18 protein-coding genes are annotated in these 23,645 nt (G+C 65.5%); 7 read left to right on the forward strand and 11 right to left on the reverse strand.

Going from position 1 to position 23,645, the window contains the following annotated elements; translation table 11 throughout:
• Window positions 1-61 precede the first annotated feature (61 nt).
• Window positions 62-2,095 carry a MacB family efflux pump subunit gene (locus tag PCA20602_RS16670; RefSeq protein WP_425495680.1) on the reverse strand — a complete coding sequence of 678 codons (2,034 nt, stop codon included), beginning with the start codon at window positions 2,093-2,095 and terminating at the stop codon, window positions 62-64.
• Window positions 2,096-2,182: 87 nt separating this feature from the next.
• Complete coding sequence (macA, locus tag PCA20602_RS16675; RefSeq protein WP_150722182.1) at window positions 2,183-3,385, reverse strand: macrolide transporter subunit MacA; 1,203 nt, start codon at window positions 3,383-3,385, stop codon at window positions 2,183-2,185.
• Between the two features lie 320 nt (window positions 3,386-3,705).
• Here macA and PCA20602_RS16680 point away from each other — a divergent pair, with 320 nt between their 5' ends.
• A complete protein-coding gene (locus PCA20602_RS16680; protein WP_069343630.1) occupies window positions 3,706-4,341 on the forward strand; it encodes a trimeric intracellular cation channel family protein in 636 nt (211 codons plus the stop codon).
• Between the two features lie 56 nt (window positions 4,342-4,397).
• On the opposite strand, the gene PCA20602_RS16685 is transcribed toward PCA20602_RS16680, so the two are convergent.
• Window positions 4,398-5,723, reverse strand: a complete 1,326-nt coding sequence (locus tag PCA20602_RS16685; RefSeq protein WP_246182199.1) for a citrate synthase — start codon at window positions 5,721-5,723, stop codon at window positions 4,398-4,400.
• Window positions 5,724-5,947: 224 nt separating this feature from the next.
• Between PCA20602_RS16685 and PCA20602_RS16690 the strand changes: the two genes are divergently transcribed.
• The 3 genes from PCA20602_RS16690 to PCA20602_RS16700 all read left to right on the forward strand — a co-directional run bounded on the left by PCA20602_RS16690 (window position 5,948) and on the right by PCA20602_RS16700 (window position 9,176).
• Window positions 5,948-7,312, forward strand: coding sequence for an MFS transporter (locus PCA20602_RS16690; protein ID WP_150722183.1), 1,365 nt, complete (start codon window positions 5,948-5,950; stop codon window positions 7,310-7,312).
• A gap of 36 nt (window positions 7,313-7,348) precedes the next feature.
• Window positions 7,349-8,338 (forward strand): substrate-binding domain-containing protein, encoded by a 990-nt coding sequence (locus PCA20602_RS16695; RefSeq protein WP_150722184.1) that lies wholly within the window; start codon window positions 7,349-7,351, stop codon window positions 8,336-8,338.
• 124 nt (window positions 8,339-8,462) lie between these two features.
• Window positions 8,463-9,176, forward strand: a complete 714-nt coding sequence (locus tag PCA20602_RS16700; RefSeq protein WP_150722325.1) for a class II aldolase/adducin family protein — start codon at window positions 8,463-8,465, stop codon at window positions 9,174-9,176.
• 70 nt (window positions 9,177-9,246) lie between these two features.
• Here the strand turns inward: PCA20602_RS16700 and PCA20602_RS16705 are convergent, their stop codons facing one another.
• Window positions 9,247-9,963, reverse strand: coding sequence for an SDR family NAD(P)-dependent oxidoreductase (locus PCA20602_RS16705; RefSeq protein ID WP_150722185.1), 717 nt, complete (start codon window positions 9,961-9,963; stop codon window positions 9,247-9,249).
• Between the two features lie 202 nt (window positions 9,964-10,165).
• Here PCA20602_RS16705 and PCA20602_RS16710 point away from each other — a divergent pair, with 202 nt between their 5' ends.
• Window positions 10,166-11,146, forward strand: a complete 981-nt coding sequence (locus tag PCA20602_RS16710; RefSeq protein ID WP_150722186.1) for a LysR family transcriptional regulator — start codon at window positions 10,166-10,168, stop codon at window positions 11,144-11,146.
• Window positions 11,147-11,167: 21 nt separating this feature from the next.
• Here PCA20602_RS16710 and PCA20602_RS16715 read toward each other — a convergent pair whose 3' ends face one another.
• Window positions 11,168-12,118: a cupin domain-containing protein gene (locus tag PCA20602_RS16715; protein ID WP_150722187.1), complete on the reverse strand. Its 951-nt coding sequence runs from the start codon at window positions 12,116-12,118 to the stop codon at window positions 11,168-11,170.
• Window positions 12,119-12,266: 148 nt separating this feature from the next.
• Between PCA20602_RS16715 and PCA20602_RS16720 the strand changes: the two genes are divergently transcribed.
• Window positions 12,267-12,803: a carboxymuconolactone decarboxylase family protein gene (locus PCA20602_RS16720; protein ID WP_150722188.1), complete on the forward strand. Its 537-nt coding sequence runs from the start codon at window positions 12,267-12,269 to the stop codon at window positions 12,801-12,803.
• Window positions 12,804-12,953: 150 nt separating this feature from the next.
• Here PCA20602_RS16720 and PCA20602_RS16725 read toward each other — a convergent pair whose 3' ends face one another.
• Genes PCA20602_RS16725 through PCA20602_RS16735 form a run of 3 tightly spaced genes read right to left on the reverse strand, consistent with a single transcriptional unit; the run spans window position 12,954 to window position 18,929 of the window.
• Window positions 12,954-14,402 (reverse strand): short-chain fatty acid transporter, encoded by a 1,449-nt coding sequence (locus PCA20602_RS16725; protein ID WP_069343641.1) that lies wholly within the window; start codon window positions 14,400-14,402, stop codon window positions 12,954-12,956.
• A gap of 60 nt (window positions 14,403-14,462) precedes the next feature.
• On the reverse strand, window positions 14,463-15,416 hold the full coding sequence (gene lhpI, locus PCA20602_RS16730) for a bifunctional Delta(1)-pyrroline-2-carboxylate/Delta(1)-piperideine-2-carboxylate reductase (RefSeq protein ID WP_150722189.1): 954 nt from the start codon (window positions 15,414-15,416) through the stop codon (window positions 14,463-14,465).
• A gap of 54 nt (window positions 15,417-15,470) precedes the next feature.
• Window positions 15,471-18,929 carry a molybdopterin-dependent oxidoreductase gene (locus PCA20602_RS16735; protein ID WP_150722190.1) on the reverse strand — a complete coding sequence of 1,153 codons (3,459 nt, stop codon included), beginning with the start codon at window positions 18,927-18,929 and terminating at the stop codon, window positions 15,471-15,473.
• A gap of 98 nt (window positions 18,930-19,027) precedes the next feature.
• Between PCA20602_RS16735 and PCA20602_RS16740 the strand changes: the two genes are divergently transcribed.
• A complete protein-coding gene (locus PCA20602_RS16740) occupies window positions 19,028-19,954 on the forward strand; it encodes a LysR family transcriptional regulator (protein WP_150722191.1) in 927 nt (308 codons plus the stop codon).
• 41 nt (window positions 19,955-19,995) lie between these two features.
• On the opposite strand, the gene pdxA is transcribed toward PCA20602_RS16740, so the two are convergent.
• The 3 genes from pdxA to PCA20602_RS16755 form a co-directional block, all read right to left on the reverse strand.
• Complete coding sequence (gene pdxA / locus PCA20602_RS16745; RefSeq protein WP_069343645.1) at window positions 19,996-20,997, reverse strand: 4-hydroxythreonine-4-phosphate dehydrogenase PdxA; 1,002 nt, start codon at window positions 20,995-20,997, stop codon at window positions 19,996-19,998.
• A 100-nt stretch (window positions 20,998-21,097) separates the two neighbouring features.
• Entirely contained in the window at window positions 21,098-22,384 is a 1,287-nt protein-coding gene (locus tag PCA20602_RS16750) for a four-carbon acid sugar kinase family protein (protein WP_150722192.1), read from the reverse strand.
• A complete protein-coding gene (locus tag PCA20602_RS16755) occupies window positions 22,381-23,367 on the reverse strand; it encodes a 2-keto-3-deoxygluconate permease (RefSeq protein WP_150722193.1) in 987 nt (328 codons plus the stop codon). The genes PCA20602_RS16750 and PCA20602_RS16755 overlap by 4 nt, the downstream gene beginning before the upstream one ends.
• Window positions 23,368-23,645 lie beyond the last annotated feature (278 nt).

The raw sequence follows: 23,645 nt of genomic DNA on the forward strand, positions 1-23,645 counted from the left end.
AAGGGGCGGGTCGGACGAGCGGGACGAGTAGGAGCAATCATTCGGGTCATCTGGCAATACCTCAATCGCGGGCAAGCGCTTCGACCGGGTCCAGCCGCGCCGCATTGCGCGCAGGCATGAAACCGAACACCACGCCGATGAGCGTCGAGCACAGGAATGCTGTGACGACCGACCCCATCGAAAACACCATCTTCCATTTCTCGACGAACAGCGAGAACAGGAAGCTCGCCCCGAAGGACAAGGCAATCCCGATCGCGCCGCCGATCAGACACACCATCACCGCTTCCACGAGGAACTGCTGCATGATGTCGCTCTGACGTGCGCCGACCGCCATGCGAATCCCAATCTCCCGCGTGCGCTCGGTCACCGACACGATCATGATGTTCATCACCCCGATCCCGCCCACGACTAGCGAAATTACGGCGATCAGCGACAGCAGCAGCGTGAGCGACTGGCTGGTCTTCTCGACCGTCTTCACCACGCTGTCCATGTTGTACGTAAAGAAGTCCTTGCGGCCGTGGCGCTGCGTCATGAGCGTCTCGAGGCTCTTCTCGGCCACCTTGCTCGGCTGACCGTCGCGCACCCGCACGGTGATGCTGTCCACGTTGCGCTGCCCGAACAGCCGCCCGGCCGCCGTCGTGTAAGGCACCCAGATGTTCAGGCTCTTGGTGTCGCCGAACGCGCTCTTCTTCTCGACCGTCACGCCGATCACCACGCACGGCAGATTGCCCACGAAGATCACTTCGCCCAGCGGGTTCGGATTCGAGCCAAAGAGCTTGCGACGCGTGTTCTGATCGATCACCGCCACCTGCGCCTGACGTCGCACCTCATCCGGTCCGAATGCAATGCCCTGCCCGATCTTCAGACCGCGCACCTGAAAGAAGTGCTCGCCCACGCCCGTGACCATCGCGCTCGCGTCGACGTTGCGGTAACGCAGCAGCAGACTGCGCGCCGTCTCGGGCGTCGCGCTGTCCACGTAGACCTGCTCCGAGAGCGCCTGCACGTCTTCGGGCACGAGCGTCTGAATCGCCGTGGCGCGGTTATCTCCCCAATCCTTGCCCGGATAGATGTTGATGGTGTTGGTGCCGATACTGCCGATCTCGGCCAGCATGTAGCGCTTCGCGCCCTCCCCGATCGCCACGATGGAGACGACCGACGTGATACCGATGATGATGCCGAGCATCGTCAGGAAGGTGCGCAGACGATGCGAAATCAACGCGATCCACGCCATGCGGAACGCCTCGGCAAAGCGACCGACACCGCCCGTCCAGCGGCGCGGCGGGATCGCGCCGCCATGGCTGGCATTCACCGACGCCGGATCGGTTGCCGATGCCGCCGAGGCCTCGGCCTGTGCCACCTCCTGGGGCGACTCGTCCGGCGGCGTGGCGTGCGCAGACGCGTCCGGCTCGACCTCCACCGGCGTATTCTCCCGATCCGCCACGATCTCGCCGTCGCGAATCTCGATGATGCGACGGGCGTGCGCGGCCACCTTCTCGTCGTGGGTCACGATGATGACCGTGTGCCCCAGCGCGTTCAGTTCCTTGAGAATGCGGATGACTTCACGGCCGCTGCGCGTGTCGAGCGCGCCCGTCGGTTCGTCCGCCAGAATGACTTCACCGCCGTTCATCAGCGCGCGCGCGATACTCACGCGCTGCTGCTGACCGCCCGACAACTGGCTGGGCCGATGCTCGGTGCGGTCCGCAAGCCCGAGCCGTTCGAGCAGCATGACCGAGCGCGACCGACGCGCGGCATGTGGCGTGCCCGTGTAGACGGACGGCATTTCCACGTTCGACGCCGCGTCGAGGTGCGGCAGCAGGTGATAGCGCTGGAAGATGAACCCGAAGTGCTCGCGACGCAGTTGCGCCAGCGCGTCGGCGTCCAGATCGCGCGTCTCGCGTCCAGCCACGCGGTAGCTGCCATCGCTCGGATGATCGAGACACCCGAGAATGTTCATCAGCGTCGACTTGCCCGAGCCCGACGCGCCCATGATCGCAACGATCTCGCCCGCTTCGATGGTGAGGTTCACATCGCGCAGCACGACGACGTCGCGCTCGCCCGACGGGAAGCGCCGGGTGATGCCCGTGAGCGACAGCATCGGGTGCGCGCCGACCCCGAGGGCATCCGCCGCGTTTCGAGACGTTTCGGAGGCTTGAGTCATGACGCTCGACATCCTCGACTTCCTTTATTGAGCGGCGCCCGACGACGTGTCGGCCGGCGTCGACGCGCCATCGCCCGCCTCGCCGATCACGACCCGGTCGTCTGCCGTGAGACCTTCACGCACTTCGACGCGCACGTTGTTGTTCAGTCCCGTGACGATCTGACGCGTCACGGCGTGCCCATCCTTGGCGTCCTTGTCCAGCACGCGCACCTCATAGCGATCGGGGCCGACCTTCTTGCCCAGCGCCGCCACCGGCACGCTCAGTGCCTGCTTGGCGGTGCCGAGCAACACGTTGACCTGCGCCGTCATCGAAATACGCAGGCGATGATCGGTGTTCGGCACGTCGAACAGCGCGTTGTAGAAGACGGCCGTGTTGTTGCGCGTGGCACCGCCGCCCAGCGTGCTCTGCGTGTCGAGGAAGTTCTGCGGCGCAGGTTCGATGGCGCGCAGCTTGCCGTAGTAACGCTTGTCCGGATCGCCGAGGATCGTGAAGTAGGCGGTCTGGCCCGGGGAGATGCGAATGACGTCCGCCTCCGATACCTGCGCCTTCACGGTAATGGTGTCCATATCGGCGAGCTTCAGAATCACCGGCGCCTGCTGCTGCGCGATCACCGTCTGACCTTCCTGCGTGACGATGGCGACCACCTGGCCGTCGATGGGCGCCACGATACGCGTGTACCCGACGTTCGCGCGTGCCGACTCGATGGCGACGCCCGCCTTGCGGATCTGGGCATCGAGTCCGGCGAGCGTGGCGCGCTGCGTGTCGAGCGCGGCCTGTGCCGATTCGAAGTCCTGACGGGACGTGGCGTCGTCGGGCAACATCTGACGCTGCCGGGCAAAGGCCAGCTCGGCCTGCTTCAACTGGGCCGTCGTCGAGCGCTTCTGCGCCTGGAGATTCTGCTCGTCGGCTTCGGCCTGACGCAAACCGTTCTGCGCGAGCACCGGATCGATCTCGGCGAGCCACTGCCCCTTCTTCACCTTGTCGCCGAGCTTGACCTTGAGCGACTTCAACTGGCCGCTGACCTGCGCGCCGACGTCGACCTGCTGGAACGCCTGAAGCGTGCCGGTGGCAAGGACCGTGTTTTCGAGGTCGCTGCGCTCGACCCTGGCGCTGATGTACTGCGGCGGCTTCGGCGTCGCAAGACTGCGCAGACCGAGCACCACGAGAACGATTAGCACAACGAGGCTGGTGACCAGATAGGGCCGGCGGCGAATGAACTGGATCATGGAACGAAGTTGGCGATCAAAAAGGCACGTCAAAAAGGGCAGTACAGGGGCGGTGAAAGCGGCGGTAAGACTGGCTGGCCGGTCGTTTTGCCGACCGTACGCCGTCCGACACGCTCAGGCACACAAAAGGTTGAGAGTTTAAGGGGTTTGGACAGCCTTGGGGCCGTGTCTGCCCATCTGTCGTTTCGTTGCCAGCAGTGTCGCACCGGGCCATGCGCCTGAAAACCTGTACAAATCACAGTGAAACGGCGCGCAAACCCTGAAAAACTGGGAAAAAACGCATGAAGTGATATAGTCGCCCGGCCTTTGCAAGGGACATCATGAAAACAGAAATCTTCTACGCCCTGTACCTGATCGCCATCGTGACGGAAGCGATGTCGGGGGCCATCATGGGGATGCAGCGCGGCATGGACCGCTTCGGACTCGCCTTCGTCGGCATGGTGACGGCGCTCGGCGGCGGCACGATCCGCGACGTGCTGTTCGGCCGTCACCCGCTGGTGTGGATCGCGCATCCCGAGTATTTGCTGCTCACGCTGGGCGCGGCGACGCTCGCGTCGATCGTGGCGCGCCACATTCACCGGCTGCGCATGACCTTCATCACGGTCGACGCCATCGGGCTGGCGGCTTTCACGATTCTGGGATGCGATATCGGCATGACCGTGAGCACGAGCCCGGTCATCGTGGTCCTCGCGGGGGTGCTCACCGGCATTGGCGGCGGCATGCTGCGCGACCTGCTATGTGGTCAGGTGCCGCTGGTGCTGCGCCGTGAGATGTATGCAAGCGTGGCGTGCATCGCAGGCGCGATGTATGTCGCGATGCTGCATTTCGGTGTGCCGAACGGTGTTGCGACGGGTGTGGGTTTCGTCGGCGGCTTCGTGATCCGCATGCTGGCGGTGTGGTTCGGCTGGCGCTTCCGTACGTTCGAGGACGAAGCCCCTTCCGAACCGTTGCACTGACGCGCGCTGCCGGTGGATTGCGCACGACACCGCCCCGTCCGACATCGCGAGCGGCATTACCGGGTCGACGGCACTTCGAACGACTCGAATGTTTCCGCCACGACCGGGCCGCCATAGCCGTATTTGGCGCGTGGGCGCAGCATGAACGCCTGCGTGCGTTGCTCCATGACATGCGCCACCCAGCCCGCCGAACGCCCGATGATCCACATCGCGGTCGACGTACCGTCGGGCAATCCCAGCGCCCGTGCGAGCGCCACCAGTCCGGTCGCCAGACCGGCATGCGCGTTCGCCTCGGTGCGCATGCGCTCCAGAAAGTCGAGCGTCAGCCGGGTGTTCCTGCGCAGCGTGTCGTCAATGGCGCCGTCATCCGTCTCGTTCATCAGCTCACCCGCGATCTGCATCATCAGATCGGCGCGCGCGTCGCCGCCCGGATACAGCGGATGATTGAAGCCAAGCAAACTCGCGCCATATTCGCGAACGCGCTGAACGCGTGTGTCCAGCGCATCGAACGGCTCGCATAGCAACAATGTCTCGATCTTCTCGGTGCTGGTGCCGGTGGTAAAGCCGATGTGCGAACCGATGGCTGCCGCCACACAGCCGAACAGATCGGCGTTGGTGGACGCCGCCACACGCGCGGAGAACGTCGCCGGGGCGAGTTCGTTGTCCGCCAGCACGACGAGTGCCGCGTTCATGGCGCGCAGCCTCGCAGGCGTGACAGCGCTGCCGGCCGCACGCAGCAGTTGCGCCGCGACACTCTCGTCTGGCTCGCGCGCTACGAAGCGTCGCTGCGGCCCGAGAAAGCCCACGCATCCGACCATGCAATGCAGCATCGCGCGCGCCGCCTGCACGGCGGTGCCATCGGCCAGTTCACGGGCGCCGCGCCCGTGCATGGCCAGCGCGAACGGCACCATGCCCAACAAGTTGCCGATGTCTGCGCTCGCGACTTCGCCGTCGTAGGTCGACAGAAAGCGCAGCACGTCGGGCGGCGTCTCCTGCATCGGCCAGTCGGCGATGCTGTCCTGCCAGATCCCCGTCATCAACAAATGCACGACCGATTCGAACGACGCCCCGCCGCTCGCCAGATCGATCGCCAGCCGGTTGCGATAGCGCGGACCGTGCGGCGTGATCTGCGTGATGGCCGAGTGCAGCACCGGGTCGCCGAAGCGCATCGTCGATTCCGCCACGGCGCCGGTCGGGGCCCGTCCCCGCTTGCGGGTCGCCAGACGCTCGACGTCGCGCCGCAGGTAAAGGCTCTTGCGGCCGTCCTCATGCGGCCGCGCACGGATCAACCCCCGGCTCACATAGGCATAGAGCGTGGCCGGCTTGATATCGAGCATCGCCAATACGTCCTCACGCGTCATCAGGTCGGTTTGCTGCGTCATCGTCTCCCTCTGAATGGTCTCGCCACGCACGCCGCCGCCTCGCTGCGACGGCTTTGCGGCACATCATGCCACATTCATATTGACTTTAAAAATCAATATTGATAAACAAAAAATCGGTCAGTAAAGTCGTCTCCGCGTGCACAGCAAAGTCATGGCAAGACAACAAAGACACTGCGAGCCGGCTTCGTCCGAGCGTCGACAGGTCGCCCATTCGGAGACAACGCATGGCCCTGGACCTACCCTCGCGGGCAGGCGAACGCATCGACGTTCGCGACGCCCTGCAATCCGCCCCGCTAGGGGCCTTTCACTACCGGCTCGCGACACTGCTCGCGCTGATCCTGCTGTTCGACGGCTTCGATCTGTACAACGCCGCTTACATCGTTCACGACGTCACCCGCCTCTGGCATCTGACACCGAGCCAGATCGGCGTGCTGCTGTCGTGCGGACTGGCCGGATTCGCCGCCGGCTCGGCCGTCTCGGGGCCGTTCAGCGACCGCATCGGCCGCCGTCGCGTCTTGCTCACCGGCATCTGGCTGTCCGGGGTAATGAGTCTTGCCATCGGGTTGTTTGCCCACGATCTGCGCACCTTCATCGGACTGCGCTTCGTGATGGGGATCTCGCTGGGCCTGCTCATGCCGGTCGCCGTCACCTACATCAACGAAATCGCGCCCAAGCGCAGCGCCAACGTCTTCACCATCGTGTTCTTCTCGTGCGGATGGATCGGTGGCGCAACGGCGTCAGGCTTCATCGCCGCATGGCTCATCCCGCAATACGGATGGCAGAGCATGTATTACGTGGGCGCGCTGTCGGTCGTGCTGGCGCTGGCGCTTCAGTTCGTGCTGCCGGAGTCGGTCTCGTTCCTCGCCAGTCGCGGTCATCAGGAAGCGGTGCGGGCGCAGCTCACCCGGCTGTGGCCCGCGCGTGCGGCCGAGTTCGCCACGGCGACGTTCACATCGCCCGACGCCGGCGTGAAAGCCGGTTCGGTCGCCGCGCTCTTCTCCGGTGAGTTTCGCCGTCAGACGATTTGCCTGTGGTCGATGGGGGCGTTGTCGCTCTTCTCGTCGTATGGCCTGTCGGGCTGGCTGCCCACCATCATGCTGGCACGCGGCGAGAACCTCTCGACGAGTTTCGCCTACGGGTCGCTGCTGGTCTTCGCCTCGGCGTTCGGCAGTCTGCTCACCGGTGTGGTGGCCGACCGCATCGGCAACCGCCGTCTGGCGATGTCGCTGGCGTGGTTGTGCGGCGCGGCGGCCATCGGGGTGCTGGCCACGATCACCGGCGGCTCGGTCACGTTCGTGGGCATCGTGGTCGCGGGCATGTTCGTCATCGGCACGCAGACCGTGCTCAACAACCTCGTCGCCGTGAGCTATCCGACAGAGATCCGCAGCACCGGCGTCGGCCTCTATCTCGGCATTGCCCGGGTCGGCGCGATGTGCGGCCCGGCCATCGCCGGCGTGCTGCAACAGGCAACGGGCGGCGCGGGAACGATGTTCTTCGTGCTCGGCGCCGCACTCGTCACCGCCGCGATGCTCGTCTTCCTCGTCGCACGCCCGGAAAACCTGCCGAAGGCCCCGGCCTTCGGTCACTGATTCATTGAACCTCTACCGTCTGCATCGAAACGCTTCATGAACAGACTGACCCTTTCGCTCGCCGTCAACGACTACGACCACGTGCGCGATCTGCTCGACGGTCGTGTCTCGGCCCAAGGCATCGACCTCGTGCCGTCCGTGTTGCCCGTCGAAGAAATCTTCTATCGCACGACGCATTTTCAGGAGTGGGATCTCTCGGAGATGTCGCTCGCCAAATATGCGTCCCTGCGCTCGCAGGGCGACGACCGGCTGATCGGCTTGCCCGTGTTTCCGTCGCGCGTGTTTCGTTTGTCGTCGCTCTATGTGCGCGCTGACGGCAGCGTGTCCTCGCCGGCCGACTTGCGCGGCAAGCGAATCGGCGTGCCCGAGTGGGCACAGACGGCGTCGGTGTACTCGCGCGGCTGGCTGGCGCAGGATCAGGGCGTGGCGCTCGCCGATGTCGAGTGGGTGCAAGGCGGCGTGAATCAGGCCGGACGCCGGGAGAAGGTCGCGGTGCGCGTGCCGGAGGGCGTGCGTTATCGCCCGTCGCCCGAGAAGTCGCTCACCGCCCTGCTGCTCGACGGCGAGATCGACGCGATCCTCAGCGCGCGTCCGCCAGCGCCGCCCCCGAGGCGCGAGCGCGAAGTGGTCCGGCTATTGCCCGACTTCGAGACCGCCGAGCGGGCCTATTTCTCGCGAACGGGCATCTTCCCGATCATGCATCTGATCGTGATGCGACGCGAGGTCTTCACCGCGAATCGATGGATCGCGAACAACCTCGTCAAGGCGTTCACGCAGGCGAAGGACGCCAGCATTGCGCGACTCGAAGACATCACGTGTTCGCACTTTCCGTTGCCGTGGATGAGCCAGCGCGCCGCACAAGCCCGCGAAATGTTCGGCGGCGATCCGTGGCCGTACGGCGTCGCGCCCAACCGGGTCACGCTCGACGCCTTCCTGCGCTTCGCCTTCGAACAGGGTGTGTGTCATCGCGAGATGCAGGCCGACGACCTGTTTCCGCCCGAAGTCTCGGCGGCCGTGCGGGTTTGACCCGACGCGGCGCCTCCCTTCGCTTTCGAACCTTCCATACGTCTAACCACACCTGCCCGACACCATCATGCAAGCCCATACCTCCCCTGCGCCCTACGTTCCCGCAGAGACCGAACACGATGCGATGACGATCGCGCAACTGTGCGAAGACCTCGCCGCCGCCAATCACGTGCTCGCCCATCATGAAGTGCTCGACGGCTTCGGTCACGTCAGCGTGCGCGATCCGCGCAATCCGGCGCATTTCCTGATCGCGCAATCGATGGCGCCCGAACTCGTCTCGCCCGACGACATCCTCACGCTCGACCTCGATTGCCAGCCGGTCGACGGCGACACGCGCAAGCGGTATCTCGAGACGTGGATTCATAGCGAGATCTATCGCGCCCGTCCGGACGTCAAGGCCATCGTGCACAGTCACTCGCCGTCCGTGATTCCGTTCGCCGCATCATCGGTACGACTGCGCCCGGTGTATCACATGGCCGGCTTTCTCGGCAGCGGCGCGCCGGTGTTCGACATCCGGCACTGCTTCGGCTGCACGGACATGCTCGTGCGCAACGGCGAACAGGGCAAAGCGCTCGCTGAGTCGCTGGGCGACTCGGACGTCGCCCTCATGCGGGGTCATGGTTTCGTGGCGACGGCACCCTCGCTGCCAGCCGCCGTCTATCGCGCGATCTACACCGAACTCAACGCGGGCATGCAAGCGAAGGCCATCGCGCTCGGCGGCGACGTGACGTATCTGGACGAAGAAGAAGGCAAGCGCGCCACGCAGACCAATCTCGGCGTGATGGAGCGGCCCTGGACGTTGTGGAAACGTCAGGCGGCAGCCCTGCGCGGCGAGTGATCGAGCGTCGTATGGTGTGCGCGCAACTCCGTTGTGCGCACCGCAAACGCGCGGGTCGCCGGTGACGCGATCACCACGGCACCGTGCGTCCGAGGTAATCCACGTAATGCAGCCCGGCGCGGCCCTCGTGCGCGGTGATGGTGTGGATCAGCGCGGGAATGCTTTCGTCGATACTTAATCGCGCCCCGGCGCCGCCCATGTCCGTGCGCACCCAACCGGGCGCCATCAGCAACAGCGCGCGCGGGTCGTCGCGATGCCGCGCCGCGAAGCTGCGCATGAACATGTTCAGCGCCGCCTTGCTGCCGCGATACACCTCGTAATTGCCGTTCGTATTGTTCGTGAGGCTGCCCTGCCCCGACGACATGACACCCAGCGTGCCGCTCGCGGGCACCAGAGACTCGAACGCCTCGATCACCCGCATCGGACTCAGCGCGTTCGTGACCATCACGCGCACGAACTCGTCGGTAGATACGTCGGCAATCGTTTCCCGGTCGTCGTTCTTCACCCCGGCGTTGACGAACAGCAAGTCCAGACACCGCCCGGACAGCCGTTCGCGCAAGCACTTGACCTGCAAGGCCACCGTAATGTCGACGGTCTCGACTTCCAGCGCGCCGTTCGCCTTGGCGGCCAACGTATTGAGCGCGACGCACGAGGCCTCACGCCCCGTCGCGATCACGTGCCAGCCGCGTTCGAGATAGCCTTCGACCATCGCGAATCCCAGCCCGCGCGAAGCGCCGATCACCAATGCCGTTTTCCGGCGCGTCGTTTCAGATGTCGTCTTTTGCATATGCCATTCCTCTTCAAAGTCGCTACGCGTGTCGCGCCTTCGCCACCGGCGACATGCCGGGCAGCCTTGCGACGCGACCCGCAGAGCAATATAGAAGGACGGGATACCTGGCGGAAGACGCAGCGATTGCACTGATAACATGCACGAAACGCCTTATCTCGTGCCAAGCCCCGTGCACGCGCCATCACGACTGGAAACGCCGATGTCCGACCCTGATCTGAATCTGCTCGTTGCGCTGGACACCTTGCTCGCGCAAGCGAGCGTGGCAGGTGCCGCGCGACAACTCGGGCTGAGTGCGTCGGCCATGAGCCGTACGCTCAGCCGTCTGCGAGACGTCACCGGCGACCCGCTGCTGGTGCGTGCCGGCCGACGCATGGTGCTCACGCCGCATGCCGAACACCTGCGTTCGCGCAGCCGCGGCGCCGTCGATGAGGCCCGCGCCCTACTGACGCCTGCGGCAGCGTCACTGGATCTGGCGAACCTGCAACGGACGTTCACGATTCGGGCGAACGATGGCTTTGTGGAGGCGTTCGGCGCGCGCCTGATCGCGGCGGTGACAGCACTCGCGCCGCATGCGGGCCTTCGATTTCTGCCCAAGGCCGAGAAGCACGCGGACCCGCTGCGCGAGGGGCGTGCCGATCTCGAGATCGGTGTGCTCGGCGCCGTTGGCGACGCGGGCAACATGGGGCCGGAGATTCGCGTGCAGGCGCTGTTTCGCGACCGGTTTGTCGGTGCGGTGCGCTCGGGTCATCCGCTGGCGACCGGCATGTCGTCCGGCACTTCGGCCGATAGCCCCAGCGATACGCCACCCGGCGTCGAAAGATACGTCGCCTTCGGGCACGTCGTGGCATCGCGCCGGGGCATTGGCAACGGACCGGTCGACGAAGCGCTCGCGGCGTTGGGGCGGCAACGGCAGATCGTCGCCGTCGTCCCCAGTTTTCCGGCAGCGCTGGCGGTGGCGCAAGCGTCCGATCTGATCGCGCTGGTGCCGGTGTCGCTGCTGCAAGCGCCGCACGCACGGCGAGGACCGGCCTCGCCCGCCCCCTTCCACAGCTTCACGCTGCCCGTGGCAACCGCTCCGGTTATCGTGTCGTTGATGTGGCATCCGCGCATGGACGCCGATGCCGCACATCGCTGGTTGCGTCAGCACATCGTCATGGTGTGCCGTGGTGACGCCGCCTGACGGCCGAACACGCCAGCGGTTTTAGCGCCGCTCCGTCTGTCGCGCTTGAGCCCGCCACTGCGCGGGCGTCACGCCGACGACCTTCTTGAACACACGCTGAAATGCGGCATCGGACTGGTAGCCGACGGATTCGCCGATGTCGGCGACGGATGCCGTCGTATGCGCAAGCTTGCGGCCTGCGAGCGTCATGCGAATCTCAGTGAGGAAGTCGTGCGCCGAGCATCCGAGCGCCTCATCGAAGCGGCGTGAGAACGTGGCGCGCGACATGTGGCACAACTCGGCCAGATCGGGCAACGACCACGCACGCTCCGGCGTATCGAACATCGCCGACAGCGCCGGTTGGAGACGGGGTTCGCGCGCGAGGGCCAGCAAGCCGCGCGGCGAGTTATCGCTCTCGCTTGCCGCGCGCAGCGTCATCGCGAACAAGGCCCCCGACAGATTGCCGACGAGCGCTTCGCATCCGGCCTCCTGCGCCATCGTTTCGTCGCGCATGAGCGCGATCAGCCGCGCCAGCCGGTCGCCGATACTGCCCGGCGCCGGTGCCTGCCCATCGGCCTGCCGCCCCCCTCGCACCACCATGCGCGACGGCAGGTACGTCTGAATCAGCCCATACGGCACCGTACCGAAGAAGAAGCGTCCGCACAGCACGTCGGCCGCATCGCCGTTGCCCTGACGCAAGATGGTGAAACCCGCGCCCGCTTCGAAGTGCGGCGGGTCCTTCTGACGTCCCTCCCCCTCATGCAGCGAATGCGCATGCCCCGCCGGAAACATCACGATATCGCCCGCCGTCATCACGACCGGCGGCCCGTCGCCATGCTCGACGGTAGCGGTGCCGCTCAGCAGCAAGTGCCAGGCGATCTGACTGTCGGGCGCACGCGCTTCGTCGATCCGCCACGGGGTGCCGAAATGACAACGGAAGTCGAGTTGTCCGGTCACGGGAATCAGTGTCAGGAGGCGATCCAGCAGATTCATAGGGGTGAGGTCCAGGATTCGTCTTGAGACGATTGAGCATAATACCGAGAAAAACAGGCATTAAAGATATCACCAATCCTCCCTAAGATGGGATCCATGCCGTCGCCACTCTGTCGCGGTATTTCCAACCCACTGAAGGAGTTACACCATGAGCCGCATTTCCACTGTTTCGCCCCAAGACGCTACCGGCCGCACCGCCGAACTGTTCGCCAGGATCAAGGCCGGAATGGGCAAGGTGCCTAACCTGTTCGTGACGATCGGGACCCACGCCCCGGACGCCCTCGAGACGGCACTCGGCCTCGATGCCGTCATCGGCAAGACCAGTCTCGCAAAGCAGGACATCGAGACGATCCGCCTGGTGGTCAGCGAAGTCGGCGGTTGCGATTACTGTGTGGCGGCCCACACGATGGTCGGCAAGATGGCCGGTCTTGCACCGGACGCCATGCGCGCCGTGCGCGCCGGTGTGGTGTCCGGCGACGACCGTCGCGACGCGCTGGCGCACTTCGTCCGTACGTTGGTGACCACGAACGGCACCCTCGGCAACAGCGAATACCAACGGCTGCGCGACGCCGGTTTCACCGAACGTCAGATCATCGAAATCGCGCTGGTGATGTCAGGCATCACATTCACGAATCTGGTGAACCGCATCAACGACACGGATCTGGATTTCCCGCGCGCCGACTGACCCCGTCGTTCCGCTCGCGCGGTGTGTGAAAGTGCAAAACGCCTCCCGGTGTGCCCGGGAGGCGCTTTTGCTTTTGCTGATGCTTTTGCCGTTGCCTGAGACGTCGGCCGTGATTGAACACGGCACGACGTGGCACGACGTGGTGTCACATCAGGGCATGACCGGCGGATGATAGGTCAGCGTCTGTGCGAGCCACCAGAGCATGATGATGACCACCGGGAAGTGCACCAGCAACTGCGTGAACGTGTAGCCGACCACGTCGCGAGCCCGCAGACCGAGCACACCCAGCAGCGGCAGCATCCAGAACGGGTTGATCAGGTTCGGCAGCGCTTCGGCCGCGTTGTACACCGTCACGGCCCAGCCCAGATGCACGTGCAGATCGTTGGCGGCCTGCATCACGTACGGCGCTTCGATGATCCACTTGCCACCGCCCGACGGCACGAAGAAGCCCAGCACCGCCGAATACACACCCATCACGCCCGGGAACGATTCCTGCGACGAGATCGCCACGAAAAAGCTCGACAGGTGATGCGAGAGCGTCTGCCCGTCGAGACCGGGCGCCTTCGTGAGGAGATAGGCAATGCCGCCATACAGCGGGAACTGGATCAGCACGCCCGCGACCGACGGCACCGACTTGGCGATGGCATCGAGAAAGCGGCGCGGACGCCAGTTCAGCAACATCCCCAGCATCAGGAACAGGAAGTTGTAGGTGTTCAGATTCGAGATCGCCAGCAGCGGGTCCTTGGTCGTGAACTCATGACCGATCCACAGCGCGCCCAACGCCACGATCAGCACCGTCACCAGCGGACTGTATTCGAGCCAGTCGCCGGGACGTTGCGGACGCCCGTACGACTTCGTGGCATCGTCGAGAGACACACCGAGGTCGGCGGCCACCGTCGCACGGTCGTCGCGCGGCGCGGAGTAGTACGCGAGGATCACGGAGATGACTGTCAGCACGGCGGCAATCGCCATCGATTGCGGCAGGAAGATCGTGTCCGAGAACGGAATGACACCGGTGATCTCGATGATCGCCTTCGGCAAGCTCGCCGGATTCGCCTGCAACTGCGCGGCCGATGAACTCAGACCCAGCGCCCACGTTGCGCCCATGCCGAGATACGCCGCCGCACCGCCCGCACGATAGTCCATGCGGATGTCGTCGCGCCGGGCGATGGCGCGCACCAGCAAGCCGCTGAACACCAGACTGATCGCCCAGTTGAACAGCGAGAGCACGATACTCACGAAGGCCACATAAGCCACAGCGCTGCGACCGCTGCGCGGCACGGCGGCCATCTTGCGGATGAGCGCAGCGGCCGGCGGGGAGACCGCGACGACGTAACCGGAGATAGCGACGATCGCCATCTGCATCGTGAACGGAATCAGGCTCCAGAAGCCGTCGCCGAATGCGACACCGACCTTGACGGCCGGCACGCCGATGGCGAGGGCGCCGCCGGCGCAAACCACCACGGCAAGGGCGGCGAACAGATAGGCGTCGGGAAACCAGCGTTCGGACCAGCGCGTGACCGATGCTGCCAGACGTTCAAGTAGGCCACCGCCTTGCGGCGACGGCGTGGTGCTCGATAGTGAAGATCCCGGTTTCATTTCCTGCGTTCCCCTTGCTGTAGTGTGTGCTTGATTGACGTACCGAACGCCCGTAGCCGTTCAGTGATCCTGCTGATCTTGCGTGGCGCGCCAGACGAGCATCGCGGCCGCAAGGTCTTCGAGCGCGGTGCCCACCGCCTTGAAGACGGTGCGTTCGTCGCGGGTATTGCGACGAATGCGCCCCCCTCGGCAAAGATCGGCGAGCGTGCCTTGCACGTCCTGCGCCGTGAACACGCCGCGCGACATCGGCCCGAGCAACTCGCCCGATTTCGCCAGCGCCTCTTCGGTGTCGACGAATAACGTCGCACCGGCGAAGCACGCGTCGTCCGCCTCGCGCATCTGCGGCGTGAAACTGCCGATCAGATCCAGATGCACACCCGGCGCAAGCCATTCGGCGTGCACCACGGGTTCGGTAGCCAGGGTTGCGCAAGTCACGATGTCGGCTTCTGCGACCGCCGCACGGGCGGTCTCGCAGACTTGCGCCTCGAAGCCCTGCGCACGCAATCCGTCGACGAGTCGCGCCGCAGCGGCCGCATCGCGATCCCATACGCTCACGCGCTCGATCGGGCGCACCGTGCGATGCGCGAGCGGCACCAGCGAGCCCACGCGTCCCGCGCCGAGCAGCGCGAGGTGCGACGCGTCTTCACGCGCCAGATACGCCGCGCCCAGTGCCGACGCGGCTGCGGTGCGGCGCGACGTGATTTCGTTGCCGTCCATTTGCGCGAGCGGCACTCCCGTCGTGGCGTCGTACAGCAGATACGTCGAATGCAGGCCCGGCACACCGCGCTGGGCGTTGGCCGGTGCAATGTTGACCGTCTTGATGCCGAGGAAGCCGCCCGGCTGCCACGCCGGCATGATGAGCACCGTGGTGGCTGCGCCCGTGGCCGGATCCGGAATGACGTGCGTGTGGCGCAACGGCACTTCGCATCCCTGCACGAACATGGCGTTGAGCGCGTCGAGCAACGGGCCGAATGCCAGGGCGTCCCGGGTCGTGGCAGCGTCGATGATTTTCATGGGGGTCGGTTCCTCTCTGAAATGGACGGAAGGAAAAGATGGAGGGAGGGAATCTCAGGCGTCGATGACGACGGCTTCGCGCGGCACGGCCTGACAGGCCAGACACATGCCCGGCTCGTCGAGCGCCACGTCGCCCATGTGATCGACTTCACCTTCGAGCACGCGCACGGCGCAACTCTCGCACTGTCCGACGCGGCACCCGCTCGGCAGCGACAGTCCCAGCGACTCGGCGAACGACAGCAGACTGCCGTGCGACGGCGTCCAGACGGCCTCGCGGCCCGAACGTGCGAAGCGCACAGGCCACGCGGCGTCGGCATCGACACGCGGTGCGCTCGGTGACCGGAAGGCTTCCTTGAACATGTCGAACGCCGGCATGCCGCGCGCCGCAAGTCCGCCCATGACGGCTGCCATCATCGGCTCCGGGCCGCACAGGTAGACACGCCCGCGTCGCGCGATGAGCGTGTCGGGCACGACCGCCGCCGACAGACGCTCGGACGACGCGTAGTCGCGCCCGAGCACATCGACATCGCGCGGCGCGTCGTAGTAATTGACGATATGCACGCTCGGCAATCGTGCCGCCAGCGCCGCCAGACGTTCGCGAAACGCATGCGTCGCGCCGCTGCGATTGGCGTAATGCAGCCAGACTTCCGGTGTCTGCCCGACACCCCGCTCAGCCTGTTCGGCAAGCGATTCGAGATAGCAGAGGAACGGCGTGATACCGATGCCTCCGGCGAAGCACACGACAGGCTGACGGCTTTGCAGCGGCATGACGAAGCGTCCGGACGGCGCGCCGAGTTCGATCACGTCGCCCACACGCGCGCCGGTGTTGAGCCAACTGGAGACGATGCCCTCGAACGGTTCGCCTGCGGCGGTGCGCCCCTGCTGATGACGCACGGCGATGCGGTAACCCCGGCGGCCCGGCTCGTTCGCCGGTCCGGTGAGCGAGTAGGCACGCGTGACCGGTTGCGCATGACCGGGCACCGGTACGCGAACGGTGACGTGCTGCCCCGCCAGATAGTCCGGCAGCCCCACGTCGTCCAACGGTTCGAAGGCGATGGCGCGCACGCCGTCGGCTGCCGCAGCGAGTTCGCTGATACGAAAGCGCGCCAGACCGTCCCACGGACGATGCGATGGATCGCTCGCGGCATCGCGCGCCACATCGCAGCGAAACGAGCGCAACGGCGACGACCCGCTGATCGGATCGATGTCACGCGCGGTCACCAGCGCGTTGAAGTTGCTCGACTGCTCGCCCGTCATGACGAAGCCGCGTCGGCCCACGCTGTCGCACGCCTGCCACCAGCCGTACTCGGCGAGCAGTACGTCTTCGCCGACGCCGGTATCGAACGCGGCGCGAAACCGCGCGACGCCCGCCGGGGTCGTCACCCGCACCCAGTCGCCCTGCGCGATCTGCTTGCGCTGCGCCAGCGCCGGATGCAGATGCACCACCGGATCCGGCGCGCGCATGCGCAGGCTCGCGAGGCCGCGATGCTGGCTGTGACAGTAGTAACCGTTCTTGGTCGACCCGAGCACGAGCGGGAATCGTTGCGCTTCGTCCTCCGTAACGTGACGTGGCGCCACATGCACCGGCACCGGCGGGTAGCCGTGACGCAGCAGACGCTCGGAATACAGTTCGACGCGACGCGTCTCGGTCGCGAAGCCCCGCACGCCGCCCGCCTCATTACGCGCGTACTTGCGCTCGTACTGCGGTTGGGGACGCGAAATCCCCTCGGGATGCGCACGCAACGTCTGCACATCGAGCCCGGTCGGGGCGAGTTGATGATTCCACCCGGCTTCGAGGCTTCCACCGAAGAAGGCGTCGCCCATGCCCAGCCGCGCGGCCAGATCGAACACAATGTCGTTGTCGCTGCGCGACTCGCCGCGCGGCGACACCATGCGCTGACGCAGTTGAATCAGGGCATCCGCCCGATCGTCGATCTCGAAGCCGGGGCGCAGACCCTCGCGCTCCCACGGCGTATTCACCGGCAGGATGATGTCGGCGTAACGCGACGACGGCGTCTCGAACAGATCGCAGTGCACGTGGAACTCAAGCGCTTCAAGTGCCTGCTTCGCCATCTCGTAGTCGGCGTGCGATGCCAGCACATTGGTGCCGAAGCAGAACATGGCGCGAACGCGATACGGCTCGCCGTCGAGGATCGCGCGATACGTGTCGCGTGCCGTCACCCAGCCGCGCGCGGGCGGTCCCAGCGGACGTTCGTCGATGCCCAGCGCCTTCGCCTGCTGCTCGGGACTCAGCAGTTCATGTTGCGCGACCGCGTTCACCGGCTGACGCGTCATCACGCGATTACCGCCGCGCCGGTCGAAGCTGCCCGTGAGCGCGTACAGCACGGCAATGGCGCGCTCGATCTGCGTAGCGTTGGCATGCTGCGCCACGCCCGACCATGCGTGATAGGCGATGCGCTGCGCGCCGTCGAAAAGGCTGGCCGCCGCGTCGAGTTGCTCGGGCGTCACGCCGCATAGCTCCGCGACCGTCTCGGGGTCGTAAGGGGCCAGCCCTTCGCACAGCAGGTCGAACGCAGGACGGCAGGTGATGCGCTTGCCGTCCCGGCCGTCGACAGTGAACTCGCCGCGCAACGCCGCGTAGTTGGCGGCGTCCCGTGTCAACGCGTGGGCAGTGTCGTAGACGTGCGGGGCGGCAGCCACTTCGTTCCAGATGACGAAGGCGTCCGGCAACGCGCTGTCGGAAGTCGCCAGTTCGCCAGCCCGAAGGAAATGGCCGTTATCGCTGCGCACGAGCATCGGCGCGTTGGTCCAGCGTCGCACGAAGGTGTCGTCGTAGCGCCCCGTGTCGATCAGGCGACGCGCGAGGCCAAGGGCCAGCGCCGCATCGGTGCCGGGACGCACCGGCAGCCACGCATCGGCGTCGCCCGCCAGCGGCGTCTTGCGCGGATCGACGACGAGCAGCCTGGCGCCGCGCGCGCGTCCGCGTCCGATGGCGTTGGCCTGACTCAGCCACGTGCTCGTCGGGTTATGGCCCCACAGCATGATGACGTCGGCTTGCGCGTAGTCGGCCGTCGGCATGCCGCAGCCGAACGTGAACGCGTGCGCGAAGTCTTTGTGCCAGTTGCAGATTTCCGTCGCATAGACGGTGTTGGGGCTGCCGAACACCCGGATGAAGCGCTCGATCCAGTCGATGCTGTCGGAAAGCGGCGTGCCGCTCGGGGTGGTGACGCCGAACGCCACGGCATGGGCGCCGCTCTCGCGCCGGATGTCCCCCAGACGCGTGGCGATTTCGGTGAGGGCCTGATCCCACGAGATACGCTCCCAACGCGGGTCGTCGTCGCCCTTCGGGGCCGTACGGCGCAGCGGCGTGGTCAGGCGATCGGGGTGATGCACCAGCTCCGGCGCCGCCTTACCCTTGCGGCACATGGCGGCGCCGTTCGGGTGCGACGGATCGGGCTCGACCGCGATCAGCGCGTCGTTTTCCACGCGATTGAGCGTACCGCAGCGGGATCGGCACAGCGTGCAGAACCCGGGCTTGACCTCCTGAACCATGTCCCGTGCATCTCTATAGGAATTGATATTCCGATGCTATACAGGGGTCAGTTTTATTACTAATATAAAAAATATAGTTTGCAATATTGATTTTTTCAATGAAACCAACCCTGCGTCAGATCGAGTATTTCGTGGCGGTGGCCGAGACGGGGCAAGTGATGCGCGCCGCCGAGCGGTGCAGCGCGTCGCAGTCGTCGCTCACGATCGCCTTGCAGAACCTGGAGGTCATCGTAGGCACGCCGCTGTTCGTGCGCCACGCGAAAGGATTGCGACCGACGGAAGCCGGCGAGCGCTTCCTGCGACATGCCTACCGCATTCTCAACGCCACGGACGATGCGCTGCATGAAGCGCGCACCCTGCCCGACGACGCCGGCGGCCGGTTGCGTCTGGCCGTCACCGAGACGATCTCCGCCTACCTGCTGCCATCGGTCGCGAGCACGCTGTCGAAGCGCTTCCCCAACGTCGAACTCACGCTGATCGAAGGCGACCGACAGGAACTGGAGGCGGGGGTACTCGCGGGGGATGTGGATCTTGCGCTGCTGCTGGTATCGAACGTCGTCGCCGACGGTCTCGTCTCACACACGCTGCTGCGCTCGACGCGCCGTTTATGGACAAGTCCGGGGCATCCGCTGCTGGACAAACCGACGGTTACGCTCGACGACGTGCGCGGCCAGCGCTTCCTGCTGCTCGACATGGACGAGCACGTGCAGACGGTCGAGCGCTACTGGCACGCGGCGAAGGTCGAACCGGTGGTGCATTTCCGAACGCGCTCGATCGAGTCGATTCGCAGTCTGGTGGCGCAGGGGTATGGCGTATCGATTCTCTCGGATCTCGTCTACCGGCCATGGTCGATCGATGGCGGACGGATTCTGCGACGGGATCTGGGCACAGGCGTGCCGTCGATGGATGTGGGACTGGTGTGGGCCGCGCAACGTCCGCCTCAAGGGCTGACGGAGCGTCTCGTCGGTGCGCTACGCACGCTCATCCGCGAAATCAACGATCGCGGGCATATGGGCATCGAGTGAGGGGCTGACGACGGCTTGCGCGCCGCCGCCCCGCATCCGGATCACGCGCGGCGCGTGGCCAGCTCGGCGCCCTGACGCAGCGCTTCGAGCAGACTGCCTTCGTCGGCAATGCCCTTGCCTGCGATGTCGAAGGCCGTGCCGTGATCGACCGACGTGCGCACCACTTGCAGGCCGACCGTCACGTTCACGCCAGCCTCGAGACCCAGCACCTTCACCGGGCCATGGCCCTGATCGTGGTACATGGCGACGACGAGGTCGAAGTCGCCGCGACCGGCGCGGAAGAACAGCGTGTCGGCAGGCAGCGGTCCTTCGATGTCCCAGCCGCGCTCGCGCAACAGTTGCACCGCCGGCACGATCTTCTCTTCCTCTTCGCCGTAACCGAACAGACCGTTCTCACCCGCATGCGGATTGATGCCGCACACCGCGATGCGCGGGTTCGCGATACCCGCCTTCACCAGCGTGGCATGACCGCGCTCGATGGTCCGTTGCACCAGACCCGGTTCGATCTTGCGGATGGCGTCGATGATCCCGATGTGCGTCGTGACGTGAATCACGCGCAGTTGCGGCGCGACCAGCATCATCGACACTTCGTCCACGCCCGTCAGATGCGCAAGCATCTCGGTATGGCCCGGGAACTTGTGACCGCCTGCGTGCAGGGCTTCCTTGTTGAGCGGCGCCGTGCAGATGGCGTCGATCTCACCCGCTTCCGCAAGCTTCGCCGCATGCGCGATGTACTGATACGCGGCGTCGCCCGCGATGGCCGACAGTTCGCCGAACGGCAGGTCTTCCGGAATCAGGTTCAGGTCGATGCACTCGATCACGCCACGCGCGAACGTCGCCTCGGAGACCGTCTTGATGCGACGCACGGTCAGCGGCGTCTTGACGATGGCGATGGCCTGTTCGAGACGGCGTGCGTCTCCGATCACCACCGGACGGCACTGCGCATAAACGCTCTCGTGCGCCAGACTCTTGACGATGATTTCCGGGCCGACGCCAGCCGCATCACCCATGGTGATGCCAATGACAGGGAGGTAAGGGTTCATGGCGTTTGCGTTCCTATCCGTTTCGTTGGGGGTGTCCGGCCTGTCACTGCGATGGCCGGAACGATATCCAAATGTGATGCTGTTGTGCTGACGGTATCGCTCACCCGCGCGCCGCAGCGCGCAAATGCCGATAGGCGCTGTGAAGCGCAGCCTCGCCACCAAAGGCGCCGGCCTTTGTGACGACATGCATCGGCGTGCCGTTGGCGGGTCGCCCCACGGCCACACCCGGTTCGACTTCGGAGAGCAGTTCCAAAGCCCCGATGTTCGCCGCGCTCAGCATCGCGCGCGCGGTCTCGCCGCCCGTCACGATCAAGCCCGACAATTGCGTGAAATGCGGTGCGATCAGCGCCGCCAGTGCGGCCGACAACTGCGCGCCTTCGGCGGGATCGAACGCCTCGTCGCGTCCGATACGCACCAGCAGATCGGTGCCCTGCCCGATCGCCTCGCCGATGCGCGCGCACCAGCCCTCGCTCTCGGGATGCGACGCGCCCGCGCGCAGCACCTCCGGCGGAACGATCCACTCGACGACGTCGTTGTCCTCGCACAGCCGCGCGCACTGCTGACGCGAAACGGCCGACAGACTGCCGACCAGCGTCAGGATGCGGCCAGCGCCAGCGCGACGATCATTCGTCGTGTCGTTCGCTGTCGCTTCCGCTTTCTCGATCTCGCCCGTCAGCGCAGCGCTTTCCGGCGTCTCGAACAACGCCGGCAATTCGGCCAGCTCGCGCGCGAGACCGCCCGAACCGACCCAGAAGATATCCGTGAGCGTAGCGCTCGCCCGCGCGAGCATGGCGAGATCGTCGTCCGTCTGCGCATCGACGATCAATGCGGTGACGCCATCTTCGCGCGCCTGCGCAGTGGCTTCACCGAGCGCCGCCTGCACTTGCGCGAGTTCGCCACGCAAGGCACTTGCGGGCACAATGCGCGACGTCATGCCGGCCGCGGCCAGCATCAGCGCCAGACGCGCTTCCTGCCCTTCGTGCTCAAGTTGCCAGGTGTCCGTCTCGGCCAGTGGTACGCCGCGCACGAACACTTCGCCGTTGCGCACGGTGCGGCCCGTGGCGGGGAATGCGGGCGCGACGATCGCAAGCCCCGCGAGCGGCTGCAACGCCGCGACTTCTGCGACCCAGTTGCCACGCAACGTGGAGTCGATTTTCTTGTAGAGACGACGGCCCGGGGCCGCCAGTCGCTGCCAGGCGGCAACGGCACGCGCCGCTGCGTCGGCCGGGGCGAGACGACGCGTATCCGTGTCGATCGCAACGACCTGCGCCGAGGCATTGAAGCCGTCGACATCCAGCGACACCACACTACGCCGTCCGGCATTGGTAAAGCCGATGGCACAGTCGGCAGCGCCGGACAGATCGTCGGCGACAATCAGAACACTCACCGCACCGCCCCCTTGCCTGCCATCGCACTGCGCGCCATGGCACGCTTGGCAACGGCGGCTGTCAGGATCGGCGAGACGATGGCCGTCACGACCACGCAGGCGGCCACGAGCAACGTCGCGCTCTTGGCCGCTTCTTCATAAACAGGGTTCGCCGCCGCGATCAGCGCAGGCACCGCTGCCGCATTGCCCGCCGTGTTGGCGGCGGCCGTACCGGCCACCCCCGTGCCGCCCGTCAGACGGTCGACGATGTACAGCGGAATGCCCGTCACGACGACCACGGCGAAACCGAGCAGGATGCCCAGCAGGCCGGCTTGCCAGACCTTGTGCAGATCGAGACCGGCGCCGAGCGCCAGCGCGAAGAACGGGATCATGACCGGTACGGCGCGTCCGAGAAAGTCGCGCATCTCGCGGTCGAGGTTACCCAGCAGCATGCCCAAGGCCAGCGGCAGAATGCTGCCCACCAGCGTCGGCCACGGGAACGCCGACAGACCGGCAACGCCCAGCGTGACCATCGTCAGGAACGGGCCCGATTCGAGCGACATGATCGTATAGGCGCCCACGTCTTCCGACCGGCCGTATTGCCCCATCAGCGCCATGTAAAGGCCGCCGTTGGTGTCGTTCATTGCGGCGACCACGGCCAACGTGGAGATGCCGGCGAACATGCCCGACGACACCGGCGCTTCACCGAGGAAGTGACCGAGCACGATACCCACGACGATCGCCGCACCCACCTTGGCCGCGAACAGCGCGCCGCCCTTCTTGACGAGGTAAGGCGTGGCCTTCACGTCGATGCTCGCGCCCATGCAGACGTAGAACACCGCCAGAATCGGCAGCGCGCCCGTGAACAGCGCATTCGTGAACGAGCCGAAGAACTTCGGCATGCCCGGCATGAACGTGGCGATCAAGGAGCCGATCAGCAGGGGGACAATCATCATCCCGCCCGGCACGCGCTCGATCCCGCGCTTGATACGAATTTGAGCCATTGTTGTCTCCCGACTGGTATCGATATTGATTAATCGATCATTTTTTTGATCGATTTGAGCAGACGGAAGTCTAATCGTTGCCAGAAAAATGTGCAAATTTTGTGACTAGGGGTTTATCCTCGGGTGAAATCGATCAAAACGGCATCATCGAGCCACGTCAAAATGATTGAATCGATCATTTTTGATCGACGCCAGTCACTGGCACCGCCCGACGACCACGCCTCTCGCTCACTGATCGATTTCCGGACGCGGCAAGCTACACTATGCGCGCCGCATGG

Source organism: Pandoraea capi, from assembly GCF_902459735.1.
GTDB lineage: Bacteria > Pseudomonadota > Gammaproteobacteria > Burkholderiales > Burkholderiaceae > Pandoraea > Pandoraea capi.

What these genes read in the sequence shown, in the direction of transcription:
- PCA20602_RS16670 (WP_425495680.1), bottom strand. Translation starts at nt 2,095, where the DNA reads ATGCTGTCGCTCACGGGCATCACCCGGCGCTTCCCGTCGGGCGAGCGC.
- macA (WP_150722182.1), bottom strand. Translation starts at nt 3,385, where the DNA reads ATGATCCAGTTCATTCGCCGCCGGCCCTATCTGGTCACCAGCCTCGTT.
- PCA20602_RS16680 (WP_069343630.1), top strand. Translation starts at nt 3,706, where the DNA reads ATGAAAACAGAAATCTTCTACGCCCTGTACCTGATCGCCATCGTGACG.
- PCA20602_RS16685 (WP_246182199.1), bottom strand. Translation starts at nt 5,723, where the DNA reads ATGACGCAGCAAACCGACCTGATGACGCGTGAGGACGTATTGGCGATG.
- PCA20602_RS16690 (WP_150722183.1), top strand. Translation starts at nt 5,948, where the DNA reads ATGGCCCTGGACCTACCCTCGCGGGCAGGCGAACGCATCGACGTTCGC.
- PCA20602_RS16695 (WP_150722184.1), top strand. Translation starts at nt 7,349, where the DNA reads ATGAACAGACTGACCCTTTCGCTCGCCGTCAACGACTACGACCACGTG.
- PCA20602_RS16700 (WP_150722325.1), top strand. Translation starts at nt 8,463, where the DNA reads ATGACGATCGCGCAACTGTGCGAAGACCTCGCCGCCGCCAATCACGTG.
- PCA20602_RS16705 (WP_150722185.1), bottom strand. Translation starts at nt 9,963, where the DNA reads ATGCAAAAGACGACATCTGAAACGACGCGCCGGAAAACGGCATTGGTG.
- PCA20602_RS16710 (WP_150722186.1), top strand. Translation starts at nt 10,166, where the DNA reads ATGTCCGACCCTGATCTGAATCTGCTCGTTGCGCTGGACACCTTGCTC.
- PCA20602_RS16715 (WP_150722187.1), bottom strand. Translation starts at nt 12,118, where the DNA reads ATGAATCTGCTGGATCGCCTCCTGACACTGATTCCCGTGACCGGACAA.
- PCA20602_RS16720 (WP_150722188.1), top strand. Translation starts at nt 12,267, where the DNA reads ATGAGCCGCATTTCCACTGTTTCGCCCCAAGACGCTACCGGCCGCACC.
- PCA20602_RS16725 (WP_069343641.1), bottom strand. Translation starts at nt 14,402, where the DNA reads ATGAAACCGGGATCTTCACTATCGAGCACCACGCCGTCGCCGCAAGGC.
- lhpI (WP_150722189.1), bottom strand. Translation starts at nt 15,416, where the DNA reads ATGAAAATCATCGACGCTGCCACGACCCGGGACGCCCTGGCATTCGGC.
- PCA20602_RS16735 (WP_150722190.1), bottom strand. Translation starts at nt 18,929, where the DNA reads ATGGTTCAGGAGGTCAAGCCCGGGTTCTGCACGCTGTGCCGATCCCGC.
- PCA20602_RS16740 (WP_150722191.1), top strand. Translation starts at nt 19,028, where the DNA reads ATGAAACCAACCCTGCGTCAGATCGAGTATTTCGTGGCGGTGGCCGAG.
- pdxA (WP_069343645.1), bottom strand. Translation starts at nt 20,997, where the DNA reads ATGAACCCTTACCTCCCTGTCATTGGCATCACCATGGGTGATGCGGCT.
- PCA20602_RS16755 (WP_150722193.1), bottom strand. Translation starts at nt 23,367, where the DNA reads ATGGCTCAAATTCGTATCAAGCGCGGGATCGAGCGCGTGCCGGGCGGG.